Annotated in this window: 22 protein-coding genes, 2 tRNA genes and 1 pseudogene; 18 read left to right on the top strand and 7 right to left on the bottom strand. The window is 47.4% G+C overall.

Annotated features, from left to right (window positions below; genetic code table 11):
- The first annotated feature begins 21 nt into the window (after nt 1–21).
- Both M0R47_RS02230 and M0R47_RS02225 read left to right on the top strand, forming a co-directional pair.
- Nucleotides 22–180, top strand: coding sequence for a hypothetical protein (locus M0R47_RS02230; protein ID WP_292549677.1), 159 nt, complete (start codon nt 22–24; stop codon nt 178–180).
- Entirely contained in the window at nt 180–599 is a 420-nt protein-coding gene (locus tag M0R47_RS02225; RefSeq protein WP_292549674.1) for a DUF2802 domain-containing protein, read from the top strand. Before M0R47_RS02230 ends, M0R47_RS02225 begins: the two co-directional genes overlap by 1 nt.
- A 70-nt stretch (nt 600–669) precedes the next feature.
- Here the strand turns inward: M0R47_RS02225 and M0R47_RS02220 are convergent, their stop codons facing one another.
- On the bottom strand, nt 670–1,338 hold the full coding sequence (locus M0R47_RS02220) for a Bax inhibitor-1/YccA family protein (RefSeq protein WP_292549672.1): 669 nt from the start codon (nt 1,336–1,338) through the stop codon (nt 670–672).
- 136 nt (nt 1,339–1,474) lie between these two features.
- Between M0R47_RS02220 and M0R47_RS02215 the strand changes: the two genes are divergently transcribed.
- Both M0R47_RS02215 and M0R47_RS02210 read left to right on the top strand, forming a co-directional pair.
- A complete protein-coding gene (locus M0R47_RS02215; protein ID WP_292549669.1) occupies nt 1,475–1,870 on the top strand; it encodes a group II truncated hemoglobin in 396 nt (131 codons plus the stop codon).
- Nucleotides 1,863–2,633, top strand: a complete 771-nt coding sequence (locus M0R47_RS02210; protein WP_292549666.1) for a SprT family zinc-dependent metalloprotease — start codon at nt 1,863–1,865, stop codon at nt 2,631–2,633. The genes M0R47_RS02215 and M0R47_RS02210 overlap by 8 nt, the downstream gene beginning before the upstream one ends.
- Before the next feature lie 86 nt (nt 2,634–2,719).
- On the opposite strand, the gene nhaD is transcribed toward M0R47_RS02210, so the two are convergent.
- From nhaD to M0R47_RS02185, 5 genes are all read right to left on the bottom strand, one after another.
- On the bottom strand, nt 2,720–4,150 hold the full coding sequence (gene nhaD / locus M0R47_RS02205; protein ID WP_292549737.1) for a sodium:proton antiporter NhaD: 1,431 nt from the start codon (nt 4,148–4,150) through the stop codon (nt 2,720–2,722).
- Nucleotides 4,151–4,447: 297 nt separating this feature from the next.
- A complete protein-coding gene (locus M0R47_RS02200; protein ID WP_292549663.1) occupies nt 4,448–4,705 on the bottom strand; it encodes a hypothetical protein in 258 nt (85 codons plus the stop codon).
- 8 nt (nt 4,706–4,713) lie between these two features.
- Nucleotides 4,714–6,543 carry a Na/Pi symporter gene (locus tag M0R47_RS02195; protein WP_292549661.1) on the bottom strand — a complete coding sequence of 610 codons (1,830 nt, stop codon included), beginning with the start codon at nt 6,541–6,543 and terminating at the stop codon, nt 4,714–4,716.
- 128 nt (nt 6,544–6,671) lie between these two features.
- On the bottom strand, nt 6,672–7,496 hold the full coding sequence (locus tag M0R47_RS02190; RefSeq protein WP_292549733.1) for an MOSC N-terminal beta barrel domain-containing protein: 825 nt from the start codon (nt 7,494–7,496) through the stop codon (nt 6,672–6,674).
- A 12-nt stretch (nt 7,497–7,508) separates the two neighbouring features.
- Complete coding sequence (locus M0R47_RS02185; RefSeq protein ID WP_292549659.1) at nt 7,509–7,859, bottom strand: hypothetical protein; 351 nt, start codon at nt 7,857–7,859, stop codon at nt 7,509–7,511.
- Between the two features lie 260 nt (nt 7,860–8,119).
- Between M0R47_RS02185 and M0R47_RS02180 the strand changes: the two genes are divergently transcribed.
- The 9 genes and pseudogenes from M0R47_RS02180 (at nt 8,120) to M0R47_RS02140 (ending at nt 15,515) form a co-directional block, all read left to right on the top strand.
- The gene (locus tag M0R47_RS02180) at nt 8,120–9,313 is read left to right on the top strand and encodes an ABC transporter substrate-binding protein (RefSeq protein WP_292549731.1); all 1,194 of its coding nucleotides are present in this window, start codon (nt 8,120–8,122) and stop codon (nt 9,311–9,313) included.
- Between the two features lie 2 nt (nt 9,314–9,315).
- Nucleotides 9,316–10,276 (top strand): annotated as a pseudogene (locus M0R47_RS02175) (PQQ-dependent catabolism-associated beta-propeller protein).
- Nucleotides 10,273–11,013: an ABC transporter ATP-binding protein gene (locus M0R47_RS02170; RefSeq protein WP_292549656.1), complete on the top strand. Its 741-nt coding sequence runs from the start codon at nt 10,273–10,275 to the stop codon at nt 11,011–11,013. Before M0R47_RS02175 ends, M0R47_RS02170 begins: the two are co-directional and overlap by 4 nt.
- 59 nt (nt 11,014–11,072) lie before the next feature.
- Complete coding sequence (locus tag M0R47_RS02165; RefSeq protein ID WP_292549730.1) at nt 11,073–11,876, top strand: ABC transporter permease; 804 nt, start codon at nt 11,073–11,075, stop codon at nt 11,874–11,876.
- A gap of 92 nt (nt 11,877–11,968) precedes the next feature.
- Nucleotides 11,969–13,555: a hypothetical protein gene (locus tag M0R47_RS02160; protein WP_292549653.1), complete on the top strand. Its 1,587-nt coding sequence runs from the start codon at nt 11,969–11,971 to the stop codon at nt 13,553–13,555.
- A 253-nt stretch (nt 13,556–13,808) separates the two neighbouring features.
- Nucleotides 13,809–14,294 (top strand): hypothetical protein, encoded by a 486-nt coding sequence (locus M0R47_RS02155; protein ID WP_292549651.1) that lies wholly within the window; start codon nt 13,809–13,811, stop codon nt 14,292–14,294.
- A gap of 50 nt (nt 14,295–14,344) precedes the next feature.
- A tRNA-Gly gene (locus tag M0R47_RS02150) sits at nt 14,345–14,419 on the top strand.
- 54 nt (nt 14,420–14,473) lie between these two features.
- A tRNA-Cys gene (locus M0R47_RS02145) sits at nt 14,474–14,547 on the top strand.
- A gap of 716 nt (nt 14,548–15,263) precedes the next feature.
- Nucleotides 15,264–15,515, top strand: a complete 252-nt coding sequence (locus M0R47_RS02140; protein WP_292549648.1) for a hypothetical protein — start codon at nt 15,264–15,266, stop codon at nt 15,513–15,515.
- A 102-nt stretch (nt 15,516–15,617) separates the two neighbouring features.
- Here the strand turns inward: M0R47_RS02140 and M0R47_RS02135 are convergent, their stop codons facing one another.
- On the bottom strand, nt 15,618–16,394 hold the full coding sequence (locus M0R47_RS02135) for a ComF family protein (protein WP_292549727.1): 777 nt from the start codon (nt 16,392–16,394) through the stop codon (nt 15,618–15,620).
- Between the two features lie 121 nt (nt 16,395–16,515).
- Between M0R47_RS02135 and bioB the strand changes: the two genes are divergently transcribed.
- From bioB to bioD, 5 genes are all read left to right on the top strand, one after another.
- Nucleotides 16,516–17,484, top strand: a complete 969-nt coding sequence (gene bioB / locus M0R47_RS02130) for a biotin synthase BioB (protein WP_292549645.1) — start codon at nt 16,516–16,518, stop codon at nt 17,482–17,484.
- Nucleotides 17,485–17,604: 120 nt separating this feature from the next.
- Nucleotides 17,605–18,774 carry an 8-amino-7-oxononanoate synthase gene (bioF, locus tag M0R47_RS02125; RefSeq protein ID WP_292549642.1) on the top strand — a complete coding sequence of 390 codons (1,170 nt, stop codon included), beginning with the start codon at nt 17,605–17,607 and terminating at the stop codon, nt 18,772–18,774.
- On the top strand, nt 18,771–19,544 hold the full coding sequence (bioH, locus tag M0R47_RS02120; protein ID WP_292549639.1) for a pimeloyl-ACP methyl ester esterase BioH: 774 nt from the start codon (nt 18,771–18,773) through the stop codon (nt 19,542–19,544). The genes bioF and bioH overlap by 4 nt, the downstream gene beginning before the upstream one ends.
- A complete protein-coding gene (bioC, locus tag M0R47_RS02115) occupies nt 19,535–20,308 on the top strand; it encodes a malonyl-ACP O-methyltransferase BioC (RefSeq protein ID WP_292549636.1) in 774 nt (257 codons plus the stop codon). Before bioH ends, bioC begins: the two co-directional genes overlap by 10 nt.
- Nucleotides 20,308–20,967, top strand: coding sequence for a dethiobiotin synthase (bioD, locus tag M0R47_RS02110; protein WP_292549634.1), 660 nt, complete (start codon nt 20,308–20,310; stop codon nt 20,965–20,967). The genes bioC and bioD overlap by 1 nt, the downstream gene beginning before the upstream one ends.
- Nucleotides 20,968–21,023 lie beyond the last annotated feature (56 nt).

Genomic DNA, 21,023 nt, shown 5'->3' with positions numbered 1-21,023 from the left:
TTTTAGTTACAGGAGGCCGGTATGTTAGAAATACAGCCCGTATCACCCTCTTTTCCAGTCATAAAACCCAAAAAAATCGACCGGGATGATCATCGCCAGAAAAAACAGCAGCGCAGAGAAAATGCGGAAGAGCAAGAGCAAGATGCTGAACCTGCTCAACATATTGATGAAATTGCCTGATGAATAATCTTTTAATGGTCGCCTTTATCATTGAGAGCGTAATTATCGTTGTGATGCTTGTGGCGTTTTTTTGGCTGGTGCGTGGGCAAATGAAAATTAAACGCGATTATCAGGTTCTTAATGATGTCGTTCACGGTAACTGCAATGATATTGCCGGCTTGTGCTCCGCCGCTTTGAGTGTCGACAGCCGAATAGCCACGGTAGACAATCGGATAGCCGTTACCGACGAGCAAATCGATGATCTGGCGGCAAAGATTGCTGAAGTCGAGCAAAATGACCAGTCTTCTCACCCGTACAGCGGAGATATCCGAAAGGTAAGAAGCGGGGCTAGCGTTAATGAACTCATGCAAAACTCCGGGTTAAGCCATGATGAGGCCGCTTTATTGATCCGATTGCATGGCTCTAAAACACAGCCCTAAAACGGCAAACATAAAAAAAGCCCGGTTTACCAAATTAAGCCGGGCTTTTTTTATGTAAAAACGCTACTTATTAATCGTCGCCACTAAATACACCCAGCAATTGCAGCAGGCTCAGGAACAGATTGTAGATGGAAACGTATAAGGAAACAGTCGCCAGAATGTAGTTGGTCTCGCCACCGTGAATGATTTCACTGGTTTGGAATAAGATCATACCGGACATCAGCAGGATAAACATGGCCGATACCGCCAGCGATAAAGCCGGAATGGTGAAAAACAGTGCGCCCAGGCCTGCCAGGAATGCCACCAACACACCCACCATTAAAAAGCCGCCCATGAAGCTGAAATCTTTACGCGTAGTTAAAGCGTAGCCGGAAAGCCCCAGGAATATGACGCCTGTGCCCCCTAAGGCTGTCATGATCAGCTCGTGGCCGTTGCTGAAAGCCTTAATGTACATGGTTAAAATAGGGCCGAGAGTGAGCCCCATAAATCCGGTCAACGCAAAAACGAAAACCAGGCCCAAGCCACTGTTGCTAAATTTGGTGGTCAAGAACAACAGGCCGAAATAACCGACCAAAGTAATGATAGGGCCGAAATGCGGCAGGTTCAACATCATTGCCGCACCTGCGGTCATCGCACTGAACAGCAATGTCATCGACAATAATAAATAAGTGTTTCTTAGCACTTTGTTGGTTGCCAGAATATCGGCTTCCGGACGTGAAATAGCAGTATTTAGTCTCATTTTATTTGGACTCCTTAAAATACATGGTTAACAGAAAAGATAGACCGCTAAATCTTACAAGAGTTTGGAGGCGTTGGTAAGAATATTTAGTAAAATAGCGGATTATTGAAAGAATGATTTTTTACAGCATCGGATTATGACAGAAAACACACCAGTAACGCCTTATGAACTGATAGGCAAAGAGGCAGCGATACGCAGTTTGGTTGAGCGGTTCTATTTTTTTATGGATACCTTGCCCGAGGCCGCCGGAATTCGGGCCATGCATGCGGCGGACTTGTCGTCTGCGCATGACAAGTTGTTCAAATTTATATCCGGCTGGCTGGGAGGCCCCGATCTGTTTGTTCAGGAATACGGACACCCAAGGTTGCGGCAGCGGCATTTTCCGTTTGCAATAGATGCTTCTGCGCGAGATCAATGGATGTTGTGCATGAATAAAGCCTTAGCCGAAGTCAATATGGATGTAAGGCTCAGGGAGAATTTAAGCCAGGCATTACAACAGCTGGCAACTCACATGATTAACCAAGATGCTTAAGCTAATCGAAAATATCTTGTCACCATCAAAACAGAGAGCCGATATTTCTAATCCAGCATTTTCCTACCAGATCCGGCGCAGTCAACGGGCTACGCAGATGCGCATCGTCGTAACGCTTGGCAAAGTCGAAGTTGTCGCTCCTCCCAGAGCCTCCGAGCATAAGATTCATCAATTTGTTCAGATCAAACAACAGTGGATAATTCAAACCCTGGCTAAAATCGAAGCCAATAGCCTGCATCATAAAAAATTGGCTCCGGCTGTTTATGGCCATGGCGCTGAAGTTCCTTATCAGGGCGCATCGTATAAATTGTCAGTGCTAGCTTCAAAATTGAAACGGATAAAAATAGAATTTGGCCAGGAGTTTACCGCCCATGTGCCCGAGGCATTGTTAATTAAAGACCACAGTGCCGAAATAAAGGAAGCGTTAATTCGCTGGATGAAAAAGGAATCGAAAATTCAGGTAGAGCAGGTGGTAAAACAGCATGCGGAAAGAAAACAGCTGTTTCCGCAAACCATTAAGATTAAAACTCAAAGAAGCCGCTGGGGCAGCTGCGGCATTCATAACGACATCAATATCAATTGGCTGTTAATCATAGCCCCGCCCGAAGTCCTGGAATACGTGGTGGTTCATGAGCTTTGTCATATCAAAATCAGGAACCACTCCGCCCATTTTTGGGCCTTGGTTGGCGAACATTTGCCTGACTATAAAACCCGAAGACAGTGGCTGAAAAAGCATGGCAGCAGTTTGATGATGGGCTTGTGATTTGCGGACAGACTGACGACCAATTGCCGCGCCGATCGATAGCGTAAGCTGACCGGCGCGTAACAGTGGGATTTTAGCCGATACCCCTAAAAAAAACGCCCGTTAATAAGAAAGTGGGCGGCAATGCTGCCGAAATAACCCAGCACGATAACTGGCGTCCATTTCAGGTGGCTGGTGAAAGTATAAATCCCTTTCGCTTGTCCCATCAATCCCACTCCCGCTGCGGAACCGACCGCTAACATGCTGCCGCCGACGCCAGCGGTTAAGGTCACCAGTAGCCACTGGCCTTCGGATATGTCAGGCTCCATGATCAGTACCGACAGCATAATGGTGCCGTTGTCCACGAACGCGGAAGCGATGCCGACCAGAATGTTAGCGACTGTGGGGTCAGTGGTACCGTACAGATAATGGGAGGCCACTTCCATATAGCCGATGAAACTCAGGCCGCCGACGCCGACCATGACCCCGTAGAAAAACAGCAGCGTATCCCATTCCAGGTTAGCGACTTTCTGGAAAATATCAAACGGCTGCTCTTTCTCCAATTGTTGATTTATCTCTGCTTGCGGATTATTCATATATTTCATCGGTGCAAAATGATCGATTTTGCCGTCGGTCAAATCCATTGGCATCAATGCGGGCTGGGAGTCATGGGTTTTTTGCAGGTAATAACTGAAAAACTTCAAATAGGTCAAGCCCATCATCATCCCGGCGGCAGGTGGAAGGCCCAGGAAGTTTTCGAAGCAAGCCGAGGTAATAATGGTCATTACGAACAAACCGATGATAATCCAGCCGCCCCGTTTCATGGCTTGGGCTTCGGTTACCGCAGCCGGTTTTTCCTGAGGAATAAAGAAATGCATGATGGCTGCCGGAATAACGAAGTTGATGATGGCCGGAATCAATAGCGAGAAGAAATCGGCAAAAGGCACGACGCCTTTTTGCCAGACCAGCAGCGTGGTGATGTCGCCGAAAGGGCTGAACGAGCCGCCTGCGTTGGAGGCAACCACCACATTAATGCACGATAAGGTGACAAAGCGCGGGCAGCCTTTACCCATCGCCAGGATAACCGACCCCATCAACAGCGCGGTGGTCAGGTTGTTGCAGGCGGACGAAATAAAGAACGCCTGAAAGCCGGTAATCCAGAATAATTGCCGATAGCTGAAGTTCTTGCTCAATAGCCAGACCCGCAGGCTATCAAATACGCCCCGGTCTTCCATGGCGTTTAAATAAGTCATCGAAACCATGATGAACAAAAACAGTTCGCCATAGCTTTCCAGGGTGGTGCGAAACGCAACGCCCACTTGTTCGCTCATCCCTCCTTTGGCATAAAACACGGCGATAAAAATCCAGATCAGGCTGGCCGCGAACACCATCGGCTTGGATTTTTTTAACTCGGTTACTTCTTCGGTCATGGCCAGGATGTAGGCAACGGCAAATACAAGCAAAGCCAGATAACCGGCCCAATGCTGAGTCAAATCCAATGGCTGAGTCTGGACAGCTACGGCCTCTTCGGCGGCCATTGACAGGGAAGGAAAAAGCAGGATAAGCAACAGTGGATTATATTTTGAGCAAAATGCCATTTTCAGTAATTTAAAAAGCTGGCAAGGAAATACAGCAGAGTTGTTGATGTTCGGCATGTTTATTTTGATGGGTGATAATGCAAGCATTAATAAGATAAAAACGGATAAGAATACTTCGGTCTGCATATGCGATTCAAAAATACAAAAGACTAGCTTAAGGATGGAAAATCTAGACTAATTTAATCGGTATTATTATATTTGAAACAGTACCGGCTTGCGCTAGTAAGTAACGGGCGGTTAGGTTTTTTTTAGTTTTTTAAGCTGATGCAAAACTTCAATGCCCTTTTTTCGTTGTACCCTGATTACCTCCAGTTCAGTTTGATAACGTCTTATCAAGCAGTCGTCGTCAGCTTGCTGCAGGGCGTGAGTGATTTTGCGTTCTTTTTTCTTGAGCTTAAGCAGGATTTTCTTTAGTTCCTGAACATGTTGCCTTTTTTTATGTCTTTCGGTGTCAAAAAAGGCTTGTAGTTTATGAAGTAACTTTTCTATTTTCATCGCTTTAATCACCGATCAGGTTGGTGCGTAGACGGAGTATCCACGGCCTGAACAACATCGTTAATTTCAACTTCATTCAGGGCTAGTTGTTGTTCAACTTTGGCTGCGCTGGTGTCTTTGCTTAAAAATAGCGTTTCGGCGGCTTTTAGCAAATTCTTTTTAATGCTGTACATATAGGTGCTATCGTTAATCAGGGAAGAACCGGTTTCAGGGGTTATTTGCTGTTTCCTGATCAGCGTTTCAATGGCGCGATTCATTTGCATATCGTCATTTTTAATGATCGCTTTTAAAGCGTCCAGCGACAGTAACGGTAACTCATTATTCTCAATTTCGTGCCTGAAATTCTCAATCTGCTGGATATGCAGGACTAATTGGTAAGCAATTTTATTGTACTCGTTGATCGTGGCTTGATTGGTTGATGTTCTGAAGCGGGACCAGTTTTTCTGCAAGTGTTTAGTGTCTTTAACGGCTTCGACAAGGTGTTTGTTAGCCTCGCGCAGCCAGGAAAGTTTTGAAGACTGATCCATCTTCCAAGTAAAGTCGGCTTGGCTGATAAAAGCGATAATGGCGCTGTAAATGCCTTTTATCCGCCTTTCATAGACGGCATCGATATCGTATTCAATCGTGTGGCTGTTTTGTCCGATGAGCTGCTTGAGTAAGTCGTTTTCTTGGAGATCATGTTTGCGCAGGCCAAATGTGTGCAAAATAATATGAATGGCATTTTCGTATAAATGAATGCTTTCCAGCCTGACAGACTCAACGACTGTTTCGGGGAAGTCCATGGCAGACGGGTCCAAATATTTCGGCTTGAAAATAGCGGGGCGTTTTTCTATGAATATTCTTTCCAGTAATAGAACTTGCTGATGAATAAACGGGAAAAAGAGAATAACGCCTGCAAGATTAAACAGGCTGTGAAAGGCCGCCAGTTTCATCGCGCTATCTGAGGCGGCAATGCCCAAATTTTCGCTGATAATGTCAACAGCACTGCCGAATTGCTTGATAAACAGCAATACAATAATTCCGGTAAGCAGGTTAACTAACAGGTGCGAGCCCGCCAGTCGTTTGCCCTGGATATTGGCACCGAAAGAGGCAATGATTGCGGTGATAGTGCTGCCGATATTGGCGCCGATGACCAGAGCCAGTGCATTGTCGTAAGTAATTTGATGCACGGAAACCGCAGTAATGGTCAATAGCATCGTCGCATGGCTGGACTGCATGATAACGGTGGCAATAATTCCTGCGGCAGTATAGATCAATAGCCCTTTGACGCCGGGCATGGCGTAGTTAGCCAGGTTTATGGTGGTTTCGAAATGCTCGAAACTCTCTTTCATATAATGTATGCCGAGCAGCAGAAAACCCAAGCCGGTCAGGATGTAGCCGGCTCCCTTTAACTGCTTGCTGTTCTGGAAAACGCATAACACTCCAAAAACCAGCAGCGGCATGGCGTAGGTCGCAATGTTAACTTTTAATCCAAGTCCTGCAATCAGCCACGCGCCAGTGGTTGTGCCCAGATTGGAGCCGAAAATAATGCCGATGCCGGCGACTAAATCAAGCAAGCCAGCACTCAGGAACGAAATGGTAATGATGGAGACCAAGCCGCTGGACTGCATTAATGCAGCCGACAAAAAGCCAAAGCCGAAACTTTTCCAGGAAGTGTTGGTGGTTTTTTGCAGAATCCGCTCCAGCGCGCCTCCGGTAAAGGCTTTAAAGCCTTGTTCCAGAGACAGCATGCCGAACAGGAAAATAGAAACACCCGCCGCAATGCCTTTAAATTCATCGCTTAACCAAAAACCGTAAGACAATAACGGGATGACAATCAGCAAAAGGACTTTGTGCATGTAATTTCTTAAATAAATGACGATCGATTAATCGCCGGAACAGACTAGTACTCAGTCAATTGTTTTGTCTGCTGATAATCTAACTGTGGGAGCGGCTTCTCACTCGACATTATAAGTTTGACTGAGTACTAGATAGGCGGCTGTTTTACGCCTGTGGCTTTGATGCGTACGGCATCGCCGATTGTCAGTTGGCCGCACTGGTTATGGAGAGCGTTTTGCCCAAAATAAACTTTATTTTGCCATTTTCGGGTGCGGTTGAGGGTGGTCAGCGGTTCCTTGCCGGTTTGCGCGGTTTCAGGGTCGATGGCCGGGACTGAGCACCGGGAACAGGGCTTGGGCAGCCTGAAATCGATAGCGCCAATGCTGATTTCGCGCCAGCTGTCTTCTGCGTAGGCAGGGCAGCCGGAAATAACCAGATTGGGTCTGAAGCGGATCATCGGTAAATTCAGCTGCATGTCATGATTCAATGCGGCCAGCGAGTTTTCAGAAATAATCAGGAAAGGAAAGCCGTCGGAAAACGCCACTTTGTCGGCAGGTTGGGCGTAAACGGGATTAACCGGGCGAATGATCTCATCGGGCTGGTAAACCAATCGGCAATCCTGATGTAAGAAACCGCTAAGCCATTGGTCGGCTTCCGCTGAAACGCTACGAGCATCGCACTGGTCGTCCCAGATGGTGCTGTTGATGATTTGCCCGTCAACAGGCGCTAGGGGTAAAGAAAGACTTTCCATACCCGGCGCTGACAGGATCAGGTTGTGATCGGTTAGCGCGGTTTTAATTAATGCCATGCTCGGCAATTTACGCTGGCTGAGGAATTGCCGGTCTTTGTCGATGATCATCCACTTTCTATCGTGCTGAAAACCTTTTTCAGTGACAGGCCAGCTGTTTGCGCTAATGCCGGCTAATGATTTTACGGGATAAATGTATATCCCACTTAAGGTAAAGTGCGTCATTGACAAGAGTAATTAACCTAATAATGATTTTACAGCGCTGTCGAAGATGTTGCTGTGGGCTGCTTGTGCCTGAGCCGGGTTATTTTGAATGTCGGCGATAAGCTGGCTAAGAGCCTGTTGGGCCTGATCCTTATTTTCTATCGGTGCAGGTCTATCGCTGCTGCTTACCGGCGAAGATGTGGATAGTTTTAAGGACGTATCGGATAGCGTTACAGTTTCGCCGGATACGCTTGAGCTGTCGGGCTGATCGTTATTCGGCCGGGTTTCAATGGCGGATTCATCGCTTTTCAAATCATTTGTCCGCAGGGATGATGCCGGAGTAATAAAGGCGTCTGATCTTGGCTGTAATTTACTGGCGTCCATTGTTATGTCCTTTGTTTTTTATATTTATTGATGCTGAACTGTTTGTCGAGCGAAGTCAATATTCTAGTTTACAGCATCAGGCCATCAGCATGCATCTTGTCAAAGCAGAGCGGACTGATTTTATCGGTAGCCGGGCAATTTTAAACTGAATTATTTTATGGTTTTAGGCCCCGGTTTCAGCAGGCTTCATCGAAAAACTAAACAAAGTTAATGAATCCGTTAAAATTAGCGTCTGTGCGTTTTATTATTGCTAGGACATGATGCGACCAATTACCCAGCCTCTCCAGATAACAGTTAAGATTTTATTTGTTATTCATTTGCTTAGCGTGAATTTTGTTCATGCGGAAGCTAAACAGATCATTAATATTGCTTATTTTACGCAAGAGCAAAAAGTCCCGCCGCCGCTGTCTAACCTGGATGCTTTTATTCCAAACAAGGGCGTTTTGGGGTCGGAGCTTGCGATTGACGACAACAATACGACCGGACAATTTACCGGGCAGAAGTTTGTGCTGAAGAAATTCATCGTGCCGCTGGATGGCAATGTTGCCGATGCCTTTAATAAAGAGGTTGGCAATCAATTTTCGTATGTTGTGGTTAACTTGCCAGCCAACTCTTTAAATAAAGTCGCCGATTTATCCGCCGCAAAGCAAAAATTGTTGCTCGATGCGGCGACAGTCGACGATGCGTTGCGCAATGAGCAATGCCGCAATAACGTTTTGCATATTTTGCCTAACCGGGCCATGCGCGCCGATGCGCTGGCGCAATACATGATGAAAAAACGCTGGAATAAATGGTTTTTAGTCATCGGCGCTACCGAGGAAGACCGTCTGTTTGCCGAAGCGATCAAGCGGGCGGCTAAACGTTTCGGCATGAAATTAGTCGAGGAAAAAACCTGGGAACACACCTACGATGCGCGGCGCACGGCGCAATCGGATGTGGCGGTATTTACCCAGGTGGATGATTATGATGTGCTGGTCGTAGCCGATGAGCAAGGCCAGTTCGGCGAATATCTGGAATACAGGACCTGGAATGCAAGGCCGGTGATCGGCACTCAGGGATTGGTCGCTACGTCATGGCACCGGACCCATGAGCAATGGGGTGCGGTGCAGATCCAAAATCGCTTTAAAGAGCAGGCGGGGCGCTGGATGGAAGAGCAGGATTATGCCGCTTACCTGGCCGTCAGGGCCGTCGGTGAAGCGGCTACGCGCACTAAATCCAACGACGTAAATAAACTTAAGGATTATATGCTAAGCGATGCGTTTGCGTTGCAAGGCTATAAAGGCAATCCATTGTCGTTCCGGTCCTGGGATGGGCAGTTACGGCAGCCTGTGTTGCTGTCAGCGCCCAGATCGATGGTTGCCGTGGCACCGATTGAAGGCTTTTTGCATCCCCAAACCGAACTCGATACCTTGGGTTATGATCAACCTGAATCGACTTGTAAATGGAGTAAATAATGATGAGAAAAAATGTATTAGGACTGTTTCTAATGGTTGTTACGGTGGGAACAGCACAGGCCGAAACGGTGTTCGTTACGTTGGAAAAGGATAATGCACTGGCGGTTGTCGATCCCGTCGCCGGCAAGTTAATCAAGACGGTGGAAATTGGCCAGCGCCCCAGAGGCATCGCCATCAGCCCCGATAATAAGTTTTTGTATGTCGCAACCAGTGATGACAATACCATCAAGATTATCGATGCCGAGACACTCGAGGAAATAGGCAAACTGCCGTCCGGCGAAGACCCCGAAACGTTCGCACTAAACCCGGCGGGTGACCGGCTATATGTGTCTAACGAAGATGACAGCCAAGTAACCGTCATCGACATTAAGCGTAAAAAGGCCGTCAAACAGATTAAGGTCGGCGTGGAGCCTGAGGGTATTACTGTCAGCCCCGATAACCTCTGGGTAGCCAGCGCGTCCGAAACGACTAACATGGTGCATTGGATCGATACCAAAACCAATGCCATCGTCGAAAACACGTTGGTTGATCCGCGTCCCCGCGCGTTGAGCTTTACCGCCGACAGCCAGCAGTTGTGGGTCACCTGAAATGGCCGGCACCTTGATGGTTCTGGATGCTAAAACCAAGCAGATCGTCAAAAATATCAAGTTCGAAGTGCAAGGCGTGACGAGCGATAAAATTCAGCCGGTCGGTGTGGTGATCGATAAAGACAGGAAGCACGGCTATGTGGCGTTGGGGCCGGCAAACCGGGTTGCGGTGGTCAACGCCCAAACTTTTGAAGTTGAAAAATACCTGCTGGTCGGCCAACGAGTCTGGAATCTGGCTTTTTCTCCGGACCAAAAACGCCTTTACACCACTAACGGCACTAGCAACGATATTTCGCTGATTGACCTTGAAACTCAAACAGTGACTAAATCGGTCGGAGTGGGCACCTATCCTTGGGGAGTTGCAGTCAAACCATGAATTCATCGATAGCGTTGTCCGTTGAGGATTTGAGTTTCTCTTATGGCGGTAAAAAAGCACTGTCCAAGGTTAATTTTAAGATTCGACCGGGTGAGTGCACGGTTTTGTTAGGTCCTAACGGTGCGGGAAAAAGTACGTTGTTTTCCTTGATTACCCGCTTGTACGACACGCGCGACGGGCGTATCGAGTTGTGCGGTTTCGATATCAAGCGGCAAACGTTGTCGGCATTGGCAAGACTGGGCGTGGTTTTTCAGCAGACTACTCTGGACATGGATTTGTCGGTGATGCAAAACCTGCGTTACCACACTTCCTTGCATGGCATGGGGCGAAAACAGGCCGATCAAAGGATTCAGCAGGAGTTGGAGCGTTTGAATATGTACGACCGGCGTTTTGAAAAAGTCCGGCAGCTCAATGGCGGACACCGGCGGCGCGTGGAGATTGCCCGGGCCTTATTGCATAAGCCGTCGGTGCTGTTGCTGGATGAGCCTACCGTTGGTTTGGATGTGCCCAGTCGACTGTCCATCGTCGAATATGTGCATCGCTTGGCCGCCGAGGAAAAACTGGCGGTTTTATGGGCGAGCCATTTGATTGATGAGATTTATCCGGACGATCATTTAATCGTATTGCACAAAGGGCAGGTCAAAGCCAATGGAACGGTTGATGAGGTTCTTAAAGTAACCGCTACTCCAACGATTAAAGACGCTTTTTATAGTTTGACCCAGGGAGAGACAGCATGACTAACCGGCCGGTAGCGGATTCGCAGTTACCCGAAAGGCGCAGGGCAGGACAGCCCGGCATGAGAATACTCCATTACTGGCGCGCCATGTGGGGCATCATCTGGCGTGAATTATGGCGATTTGTTACCCAGCGCGAGCGGTTTATTTCCGCTTTGGTCAGGCCACTGGTCTGGCTATTCGTATTCGCGGCAGGATTCAGGGCCGCATTAGGGCTTGCGATCACTCCACCTTACGAAACCTATATTCTTTACGAAGTTTATATCACTCCCGGCCTGATCGGCATGATTCAGCTGTTTAACGGCATGCAGAGTTCATTGTCGATGGTTTACGACCGCGAAATGGGCAGTATGCGCATATTGATGGTTTGTCCGCTGCCGCGCTGGTTTTTATTGCTCAGTAAGTTATTGGCCGGTACCGGCGTATCGGTTTTGCAAGTCTATGTGTTTTTAGCGATTGCCTGGCTTTATGATATTCAGGCGCCGTGGCTGGGTTATGTGTGGCTTTTGCCGGCACTGCTATTGTCAGGGTTAATGCTGGGCGCTTTAGGCTTATTGTTGTCGTCGTTTATCAAACAATTGGAAAATTTTGCCGGTGTGATGAACTTTGTGATTTTCCCGATGTTTTTTATGTCAACCGCACTGTATCCTTTATGGAAAATCAAAGAGTCCAGTGCGCTGCTTTACAATCTGGCGCAATATAATCCATTTTCTCAAGCTGTTGAATTGATCCGTTTTTCTCTATACGGTCAGTTTAACAGCCAGGCATTTATTTATACTTTTGCTGCCTTTGTCCTGTTTATGACGGCGGCAATCATAGGCTACAACCCTTCAAAAGGGATGATGATGAGAAAAGGTGGGGCTTGATGGTTGAAATAATAGATTAAGATACCGATGGGTAATGGCATCCAAATTTTTTTCAAGACAAGGTAAAGCATTAAAATCAATTCGGTGAATATGTGAAGAACTCTTTTTTTCTGGTTATTCCAGCGCAACAAAAAAATCCCGCGCGCCTAAAAGAATTTGAAGCAAAGGCGCTACAGCATTGGGTCTCTGAATTGCCTACAGCTAACCCAGGATTAGCCACGCGCTTGCTCCATGATTTTCTTATAGATTTCAATGTCGTTGAAATGAAGGTTCAGCTAAGGCTGGACGCGCTGGAGCTTTTAAGTTCAAGCGTCCATGACATTGAAGATTATCTTCGATCCCGGCTGATTAAAGCGGGGTTCCCCAAAGAAGATAATGACAAGAAAATTTTGACTATTTTGGTTTCGATTGAAAAGGAATTCACCATAGGCTATTGGATGGTGCTTAAGGAGTTAACCAGGCGTGACGTCGGCTGGTTTCAAGGGAAGAATGCGGCATTGGCAATCCAACGCTGCATTAAGGGGCTGAGCAGTATTGTTGTCAGTCATTTTATTATGGGAATGCCGATCCCAGACTGGGTATGGATAGATTTGCATTCACTTTACAGCCTGAGCGTGACAATAAAAAACAGTACGACCAAAGTCCCCAATGATGCAAGTCAGCCCAGCAAAGCCAGTAGTCCTGAAGAATGTTATCGACAGATTCTATTGCTCAGCCTTGCCGATCCGACCGGTTTGATGCAAAAGGAAATTTTGCTGGTTTATAGCTTTATAGAAACGGTAGGGCCTTTGATTGGTCTAAAGAAAGAGCCGGTGAGCGGTCAGCAGATACAGTGCGTTGTTTTAATGGATGAAGATAAACCACCACAATACCAATTTGAAGCAAACGCCAAAAACGAGTCATTGATGCTGTATCTGGACTTTACCAAGCTGTTCAAGGCGTTTAAGCAGAAAGAAAAATTGATCAACGCTGTGGAGGCAAGGTTTAGTTCGATGCATGTATTGAAAAATGACATCGGAAAACCCTCGGCGGAGTTACTCGACTATCTTGAGCAAAGATGGATAGGAGTTGACTTGCAGGGGGTGCCTTTTTTTAGCGATAGAACGGATCGATATATTGCCGTAGGTTTGGAAACAACTCATGAACTGCAAAATGCCTTGGAATCCGTCGGCGAAAAAGATATGGAGTTTCTCGTTCAATCGGCATCTGACAGATTACTGTCGGGTATTTTTAATAAAACAGGCGTTCTGTCAGTAGGAAGCTTGGTCAGTTTTAGAAAAGCGGATAGTCCTGAACATAAACGCTCACTAGGGATCGTTAATAAGGTCATTGTCGATAAGCAAAGCGGCCGGATAAACTTTGGTATGCAGCTATTGGCCCATCAATCCATTGCCGTTACTTATATTCCGTTGGACGAGTTGGGTAAAGATGTCTCTCAAAAAGGGCTGTTTTATAGCGCGAGAGAACTGGAATACGAAAAAAACTACGTCGTTACCAATAGTTTTATGTTGAAAGATGATGATGTGATTCGGGTGTTTATGAATAATGAGGATTTTCCGGTTGTATTGAGCAACAGGAAGAACGTCGGCTTGGGTTACTGGCAGTTTGAATGTCGGCGGGTTGCGGAAAAGAGCAAGCCGATACCCTTGCAAGCTAAAAAAGGTTACGATTTCATTTAAATAACGCACGCTATTGAAATATAATGTGATATGTATATAGCGCTTGAAAAGTTTTCTTATCGTGGTAAGTTGATGTATCAAGTTGATTGTTGGTGAAGAATTGTCGGCCTTTTAAAGTGGACAGTTAAATAAAACTCAGGACACCAACTCGTACTGGATTGTTTTATGTATATGAGTTATCGAGGCGATCAGTTAGTATGCTTCGTACAAGGGCCTGAAAATAATAAAAAATTTACAATTGTGAGGATACGAAATGAGTAATGAAGAAAACGCTAAAAATACAGCAGATACGGCAAAAGAAACGGCTGGTAAGCTGTTTTCATCAATGATGAGCTTAAAAGAAAATAATCCAAAAGTTTTTTTTGGCGCTCTAGGGGGTGTGGTTCTTCTGCTTATTGTCATTATGGTAAGTGGTGGTGATTCAGGTACTATTTCCACGCCCGCGCCTAAAAATCTTGTTGCAGGGCAACGTTATGTTTTGAAGAACCCGAATACTTACGAGATTGAATCACCTATACAATTGGTTGCAGTGCCCGGAGCCATTGCAGCATTTGATGACAGTGAAGATGAAGAGAAAGGCAAGGTTGAGTCTTGCAGACGTATTAAGCAAGGAACGGCGGTAACTGTCGTAGATTTCCAAGACTTTGCTGGAAAGAAAAATGCATTCGTTAAGGTTCAGGTTGAAGATGGCGAATGTAAAGGTAGCTCGGGTTGGGTTTTATCAATTGATGTTCAATAAAAAGTTGACAAGGTCTAAAAAGAGCTTATAATGGCCAAATAAATTGAAGCGCGGGAATAGCTCAGTGGTAGAGCACAACCTTGCCAAGGTTGGGGTCGCGAGTTCGAATCTCGTTTCCCGCTCCAATTAATATTAAAAAAAGCCGCGAACTATCGCGGCTTTTTTATTTCACTAAATATGGCTGCGTAGCAAAATGGTTATGCAGTGGCCTGCAAAGCCATCTACGGCGGTTCGATTCCGCCCGCAGCCTCCATTAGTGGATTCAAACAGACTCAAAGAAGTCCATAAACCTGCAAGTCATAAGGCTTAGCGGGTTTTTTATTGTTCAGCAATATGTGTAAAAACCTCTGAAAACTGATGTGTTTGCATGCCGTATACGTAAACAGACGTTTACATTCGCCAATTTATCTTTTAGTTTAAGTATTGAAGTCCACACAAAAGTGCAGCAATCTATACTAGGCAGCGCTGGCTTTTGTGCTTAAACATACAGTCTAGTCTCTGCGGCACAAGCCGATGCTTAGGTATTTGACGATATACTGATGCCTTGTTATTTAGCTTAATATCCTTTTCGTTAAAGCAATTTGTTTGCGATGAGGTCTCGTTTGATAACTGCAAGAGAATTAACAATACAAGCATGGAATCTATATGAAAAGTTAATTAATCTTGACCTTGATCGTAATCGTAACCGTCAAGATTTTGAGCTTCAAATTGGATATTCAGGGCGACGCAATATTAAGCGGGAAACAAGGTTACATCGCTTATCGAACCGTGCTTATAATAGATATAAGCGGCGATTAAAAGCTTGTTTACGTGAAGGATAACGCCGTGAGGTTCTTGTTTAGCATTGGGTTTATGGCAAAAAGCAGAGTTATGAAACATTTATACGCTAACCTGTACAGTAAACTACTTTGATGGCGCTGCTTATCAAGTTTTTTATGACAGTTAGCAGCTTTAATTGATTAAGAAGAAATGGTTATTGCATTTAAAAAACTATTGGCCGTAGTCATGATATTTTCTATGGGGTCATTGTTGTCTTGCGCCGAGCTTAAAGAGGCGGGAAGAACAATAGGTCATACTACGCGCAATGTCACCCGAGAAATTGGGCATGGTACTAGAGATGCCGCCAAGGAAATCGGTCATGGTACGCGGCGCGTGGTCAACAGCATTGGACAGGAAACGAGCGGCTCGGCACAACAGTCATTACCCGATGATGAGCAATAACTTAGCAGATTATTACTTGACCGGCCACCTTACGCATTGTTTACATCCGCGCTCTACGCTAATAACCTTCACGAAATAAGCAATATTTGCCATTAATGCAAATCAAGCCCTCGCGCAAACCCAAACATCAACCCGGCTAGCGCCTGCTTTTTTCAATACGTAGGCAAGTTCATGAGCTGTTGAGCCGGTGGTCATCACATCGTCAAGTATCGCGATATGCCGGGCCTGGATGGGTTTGACGATGGAAAAGGCATTTTTCATGTTCTTGCGGCGTTTTCTTGCCGATAATTGAGTTTGATGCGGTGTATCTCGATGCCGGTGACAACTGGTGATGTCCAGCGGAATTAGCAATTCTTTGGCTACAGTTCTGCCGATTTCTATGGCCTGGTTGAAGCCGCGCTGGCGGTAGCGTGATTTATGCAATGGAACCGGCAAGATCAAGTCCGGCCATTCTGCGGTTTGTTTAAGATGTTCAGCCAGCAACATGCCCAGTAAGCGGGCATTCTTATAATTGGCGCCAAATTTTAAGGTGCTGATCAAATGCCGGATGGCTCCCTGGTGAATGAATGGCGCATAAGTCTCGTCAAAGGCCGGGTGCTTGCTCAGGCAGCGGCCGCACAAAACCGCCGGGAGCGGTTTTGCACGCGAAGCGCCCGAAGGGTGCTGGGCAGGGATTGCCCTGCATGACTGCGCGGGCGCGGTAGCGGGCGTTTCCAGTATTTCAGCGCAGCGATAACAGTGCAGAATATTCCGAGGCAGGTGCTTATAGCACGAATGGCAAATGTCGCGAGACTCGAATCCCCGGTTGCCGCACAAGATGCAGGTAGGCGGCAGCAGGTAATCCTGTATAATATTGATCCAGTTGTATACCATTTTTATTTGAACAGGTTGACAAGGTCATCGATGGTCTTTGTTGTAGGATGGGCTGGTGAAGGAAGCCCATCGTTTGCGATTGATAGACATCATACCTTTGCTTGATCCTACACTGGAGCTTAACAGAATGTCTGCAAACCCTGCAATTCGCCATGACTGGCAGTTGGACGAAGTGCAAGCGCTTTATGCGTTGCCTTTTAATGACCTGATTTTTAAGGCGCAAACCGTACATCGCGAGAACTTCGATCCCAATGAAGTTCAGATTAGCAGCCTGCTGAGCATCAAAACCGGATCCTGTTCAGAAGACTGCGGCTATTGTCCGCAAAGCGCCCGCTATGATTCCGATTTAAAGCCCGAAGCGTTAATGCCGGTTGATGCGGTTTTACAGGCGGCTCAGCTTGCCAAAGATCAAGGGGCATCGCGTTTTTGCATGGGCGCGGCCTGGCGTCAGCCTAAAGACCGCGATGTGGAGCGGGTGGTTGAAATGGTTCAGGGCGTCAAGGCGTTAGGTATGGAAACTTGTGTAACCCTGGGGATGCTGACCGAAGCCCAAACTGCCAGGCTGAAAGAAGGCGGCCTGGATTATTACAATCATAATCTGGATACGTCGGAAGATTATTATTCCGAAGTCATTACCACACGGACTTATCAGGATCGCTTGGATACGCTGGCGCGGGTCAGGGATGCCGGGATTAACGTCTGTTGCGGGGGTATTGTCGGCATGGGCGAGAGCGACGTCGATCGTGCCAAGCTGTTAATTGAACTGGCAAATCTGCCAAAGCATCCCGAAAGCGTGCCGGTCAATATGCTGGTGCAAGTTGAAGGCACGCCGCTGATGGGCACCGAATCGCTGGACCCGATCATCTTCATCAGGACCATTGCAGTCGCCCGGATCATGATGCCCAAGTCGCGGGTGCGTTTGTCCGCAGGCCGCAACAATATGAGCGACGAAATGCAGGCGCTGTGCTTTTTGGCCGGAGCCAACTCGATTTTTTACGGCGATAAATTATTGACCACCGATAACCCGATGACTAACCACGACTTGGCGTTGTTTGATCGGCTGGGTGTGTATTCCGGCGGTTCAAGCTACGCTTGATTAATTAAACCGTTCAATTGCCAATAAAAAAATTATTCACCACGAAGACACGAAGAGCACGAAGAACGAAATATAAAACTTCGTGTCCTTCGTGTCTTCGTGGTGAACATTCTCGACTTTATGACACCTCCATTCTCACAATTAGCAGTCGGCCTCGACGATATTGCCCGGCAGGGCTTGTATAGATCAAGACGAGTCATCGCATCCCCTCAAAGCATTAACCTGGACATTGACGGCAGGAATGTCGTCAACTTTTGCAGCAATGATTATTTGGGGTTGGCAAACCACTCTGGCGTGGTCAACGCGTTTAAAGCCGGTGTGGATCGCTACGGGGTCGGCAGCGGTTCGGCGCATTTGGTTTGCGGGCATAGCGCGGCTCATCATGCCTTGGAAGAAGAGCTGGCGGCGTTTACCGGCCGCGACCGGGCACTACTGTTTTCTACGGGATACATGGCCAACATCGGCGTGATCTCTGCTTTGTTGGGGCGCGGCGATGCGGTATTTGAAGACCGTTTAAATCATGCTTCCTTGCTGGACGGCGGCTTGTTGTCCGGCGCACGATTTAAGCGCTATGCCCATGCGGATGTGGTCGATCTAGGAGCAAATCTGGATAAAGCTCAAGGCAACAAACTGATTGTTACCGATGGCGTATTCAGCATGGATGGCGATTTTGCACCAATGGATGAATTGGCGGTTGCCGCAAAAAATCATAATGCCTGGCTGATGGTTGACGATGCGCACGGACTCGGCGTAATCGGCGAGCAGGGCGGCGGGATTCTGGAGTATTTCGGTCTTAGCCAGCAAGATGTGCCGGTGCTGATGGGAACTTTGGGCAAAGGTTTGGGCACGTTCGGCGCGTTTGTCGCCGGCCCGGACTTGTTGATTGAAACGCTGATCCAGAAAGCCCGCACTTATATTTATACTACCGCGATGCCGGCGGCGGTTGCCGAGGCGACGCGAGTCAGCCTGAAAATCGCCATTGAAGAAAACTGGCGCAGGGACAAGCTCAAACAACTGTCGGAGCGATTCAGGCTGGGCGCTGAGCAGTTGGGATTGCAGGTGATGCCGTCAGCGTCGGCCATCCAGCCGATCCTGATCGGTGACAGTCAAAGCGCTGTGGACATCAGTAATGCTTTGTTGAATGCCGGTTTTTTGGTCAGCGCAATACGCCCGCCGACGGTGCCTCAAGGCAGCGCAAGGCTGAGGGTGACTTTCTCAGCACTACATCAGGAACAGCATGTCGACCGTTTGTTGGATGCATTGGCTAGAATTATCCTAGGTCGCAAGTGACCAAAATTCATCTGGAAGTTTTTGGCGCAGGCAAGCCCATCGTGCTGGTGCATGGCTGGGCAATGCATACCGGCATCTGGCGAGAGTTTGCCAGGCAGCTGGCGCAAGATTACCGGGTTACCGGCATCGGTGTGCCGGGGCATGGGCGTAGCGGAAAAATCGATCCGTTTACGCTGGAGCGGATTAGTGATGAGTTGGTTAAAGCAGTTTCCGAGCCGAGTTGCTGGCTGGGTTGGTCTTTGGGTGCGACGGTGGTGCTCGACATAGCGGATCGTCATCCGGAGCGCGTATCTTCATTGGTTTTGCTGGCTGGGAATCCCTTGTTTACGCAAACAGCGCAATGGCCCGGCATGGATATTCATTTGCTGGATGAGTTTGCCGAACATTTGCATGAAAACTGTCAGGCGACCTTGCTGCGCTTTTTATCCTTGCAGGTAAAAGGCCTGTCCGACCATAAAGTTTTTTTGAAAGCGCTTAAAACTGCGGTGTTTGAATGCGATGCGCCTGACGCAAAAATCTTGCAGGGCGGCTTGGAGATACTGAAGCAGATGGATATGAGAGCGACTTTGTCCGGATTGAATATTCCCGTTTCGGTTATTTTAGGCGGTCTGGATACCTTGATTCCGGTAGCCGTAGGCCAAAAAATGCAGCTGCTATTGCCAAGCTTGGAATTGAACATTATCGACAGGGCAGGGCATGTGCCGTTTTTGTCGCACAGCCTTGAAACGGCGACGATTATTTCCCGATTTATGGATGAACAATGTATTTAGATAAAGCCAAAATCAGGCAGTCATTTGCGGCGGCCTCGGTGACTTATGACGGCGTTGCCGCATTGCAGCGCACTGTCGGTAAAGAACTGCTGGATATTATTGCCGCGGGAAGCCTGACTGGAACGCTGTTGGAATTGGGTTGCGGCACCGGCTTTTTGACCTCCGGGCTGTTGAAGTCTGGGCGCCCCATTGTCGCTCTGGATATCGCGTTGCCGATGTTGCAGGTAACGCGAACAAAACTGGCCGGTACGCCACATGTCTTCTATGTGTGCGCCGATGCCGAACAGTTGCCTCTTAACGGGCAAATAGCTGATAGCGTATTTTCCAATCTCGCGTTGCAATGGTGCACTAATCTTGAAGCCGTTTTTACCGACATTAAACGGGTATTGAAACCGGGCGGGCGATTGGTTTTTTCGACATTCGGGCCGCAAACGCTACAGGAATTAAAAAGCGCATGGGCGGAAGTTGACGGTTATAACCATGTTAATGAATTTTACAGCGAGCAGCAGTTGATCCGTTTTCTTCAGCTGGCGGGATATACCGAGATAAAAATTGAAACCAAGCTATATATATCAAGCTATGGCTCGGTTTTGGATTTGATGAAGGAGCTAAAACAGATCGGCGCACATAACGTGATTGCCGGGCGCAACAAAAGCATTACGACCAAAACGCAGATGCAGCGCATGATTGCGGCTTATCAGAAACATCGCTCCGGTGACCGGATTCCCGCGACCTTTGAGGTTATCATGGTTTCAGCAAGCTAATGGAAAAGGGATACTTTATAACAGGTACCGACACCAACGTCGGCAAAACCTGGGCGACGGTTGCGCTGATGCGTTACCTTAAAAGTCAGGGGAAATCAGTTGTAGGCATGAAGCCCGTTGCCGCCGGTTGCTTAATGCAGGACGGGCAGCTGAGAAATGAAGATGCGCTATTGATACAGGAAAACGCTTCATTGCCGGTTGATTACGACGTGATTAATCCGTATGCCTACGAATTGCCGGTCTCGCCCCATATTGCCGGTGTAAACAATCCGGCCAAATTGGATCTGCTGGTTGCCAAATTTGAGCAATTGAAGACTCTGGCTGACATTGTAGTTGTTGAAGGCGCGGGAGGCTGGTATAGCCCATTAAACGAACGTGAAGATAATAGCGATTTGGCAACGGCCCTAGGCCTGCCGGTCATAATGGTTGTCGCGATCAGGCTGGGTTGCATCAATCATGCTAAATTGACTTATCAGGCGATAATGCAGTCGGGCATAACCTGCGCGGGATGGATTGCGGCCTGTACCGACCCGGAATTGTTAAGCAGAGACGAGAATATACTGACCCTAACAAATGCTTTGGGTGTGCCTTTGCTGGGCGTGTTACCTTACAGAAAAGCTCCCGATTTCAAATTTCTCTCTGAAAAAGTCAAAATATAACGGCCTATTGCCAAGGGTGTATGAACACGGAAAATAGTGCTTCAAAAGCAGGCGAA

Source organism: Methylobacter sp., assembly GCF_023227905.1.
GTDB lineage: Bacteria > Pseudomonadota > Gammaproteobacteria > Methylococcales > Methylomonadaceae > Methylobacter_A.
This window is presented reverse-complemented; position numbering and strand designations above follow the sequence as displayed.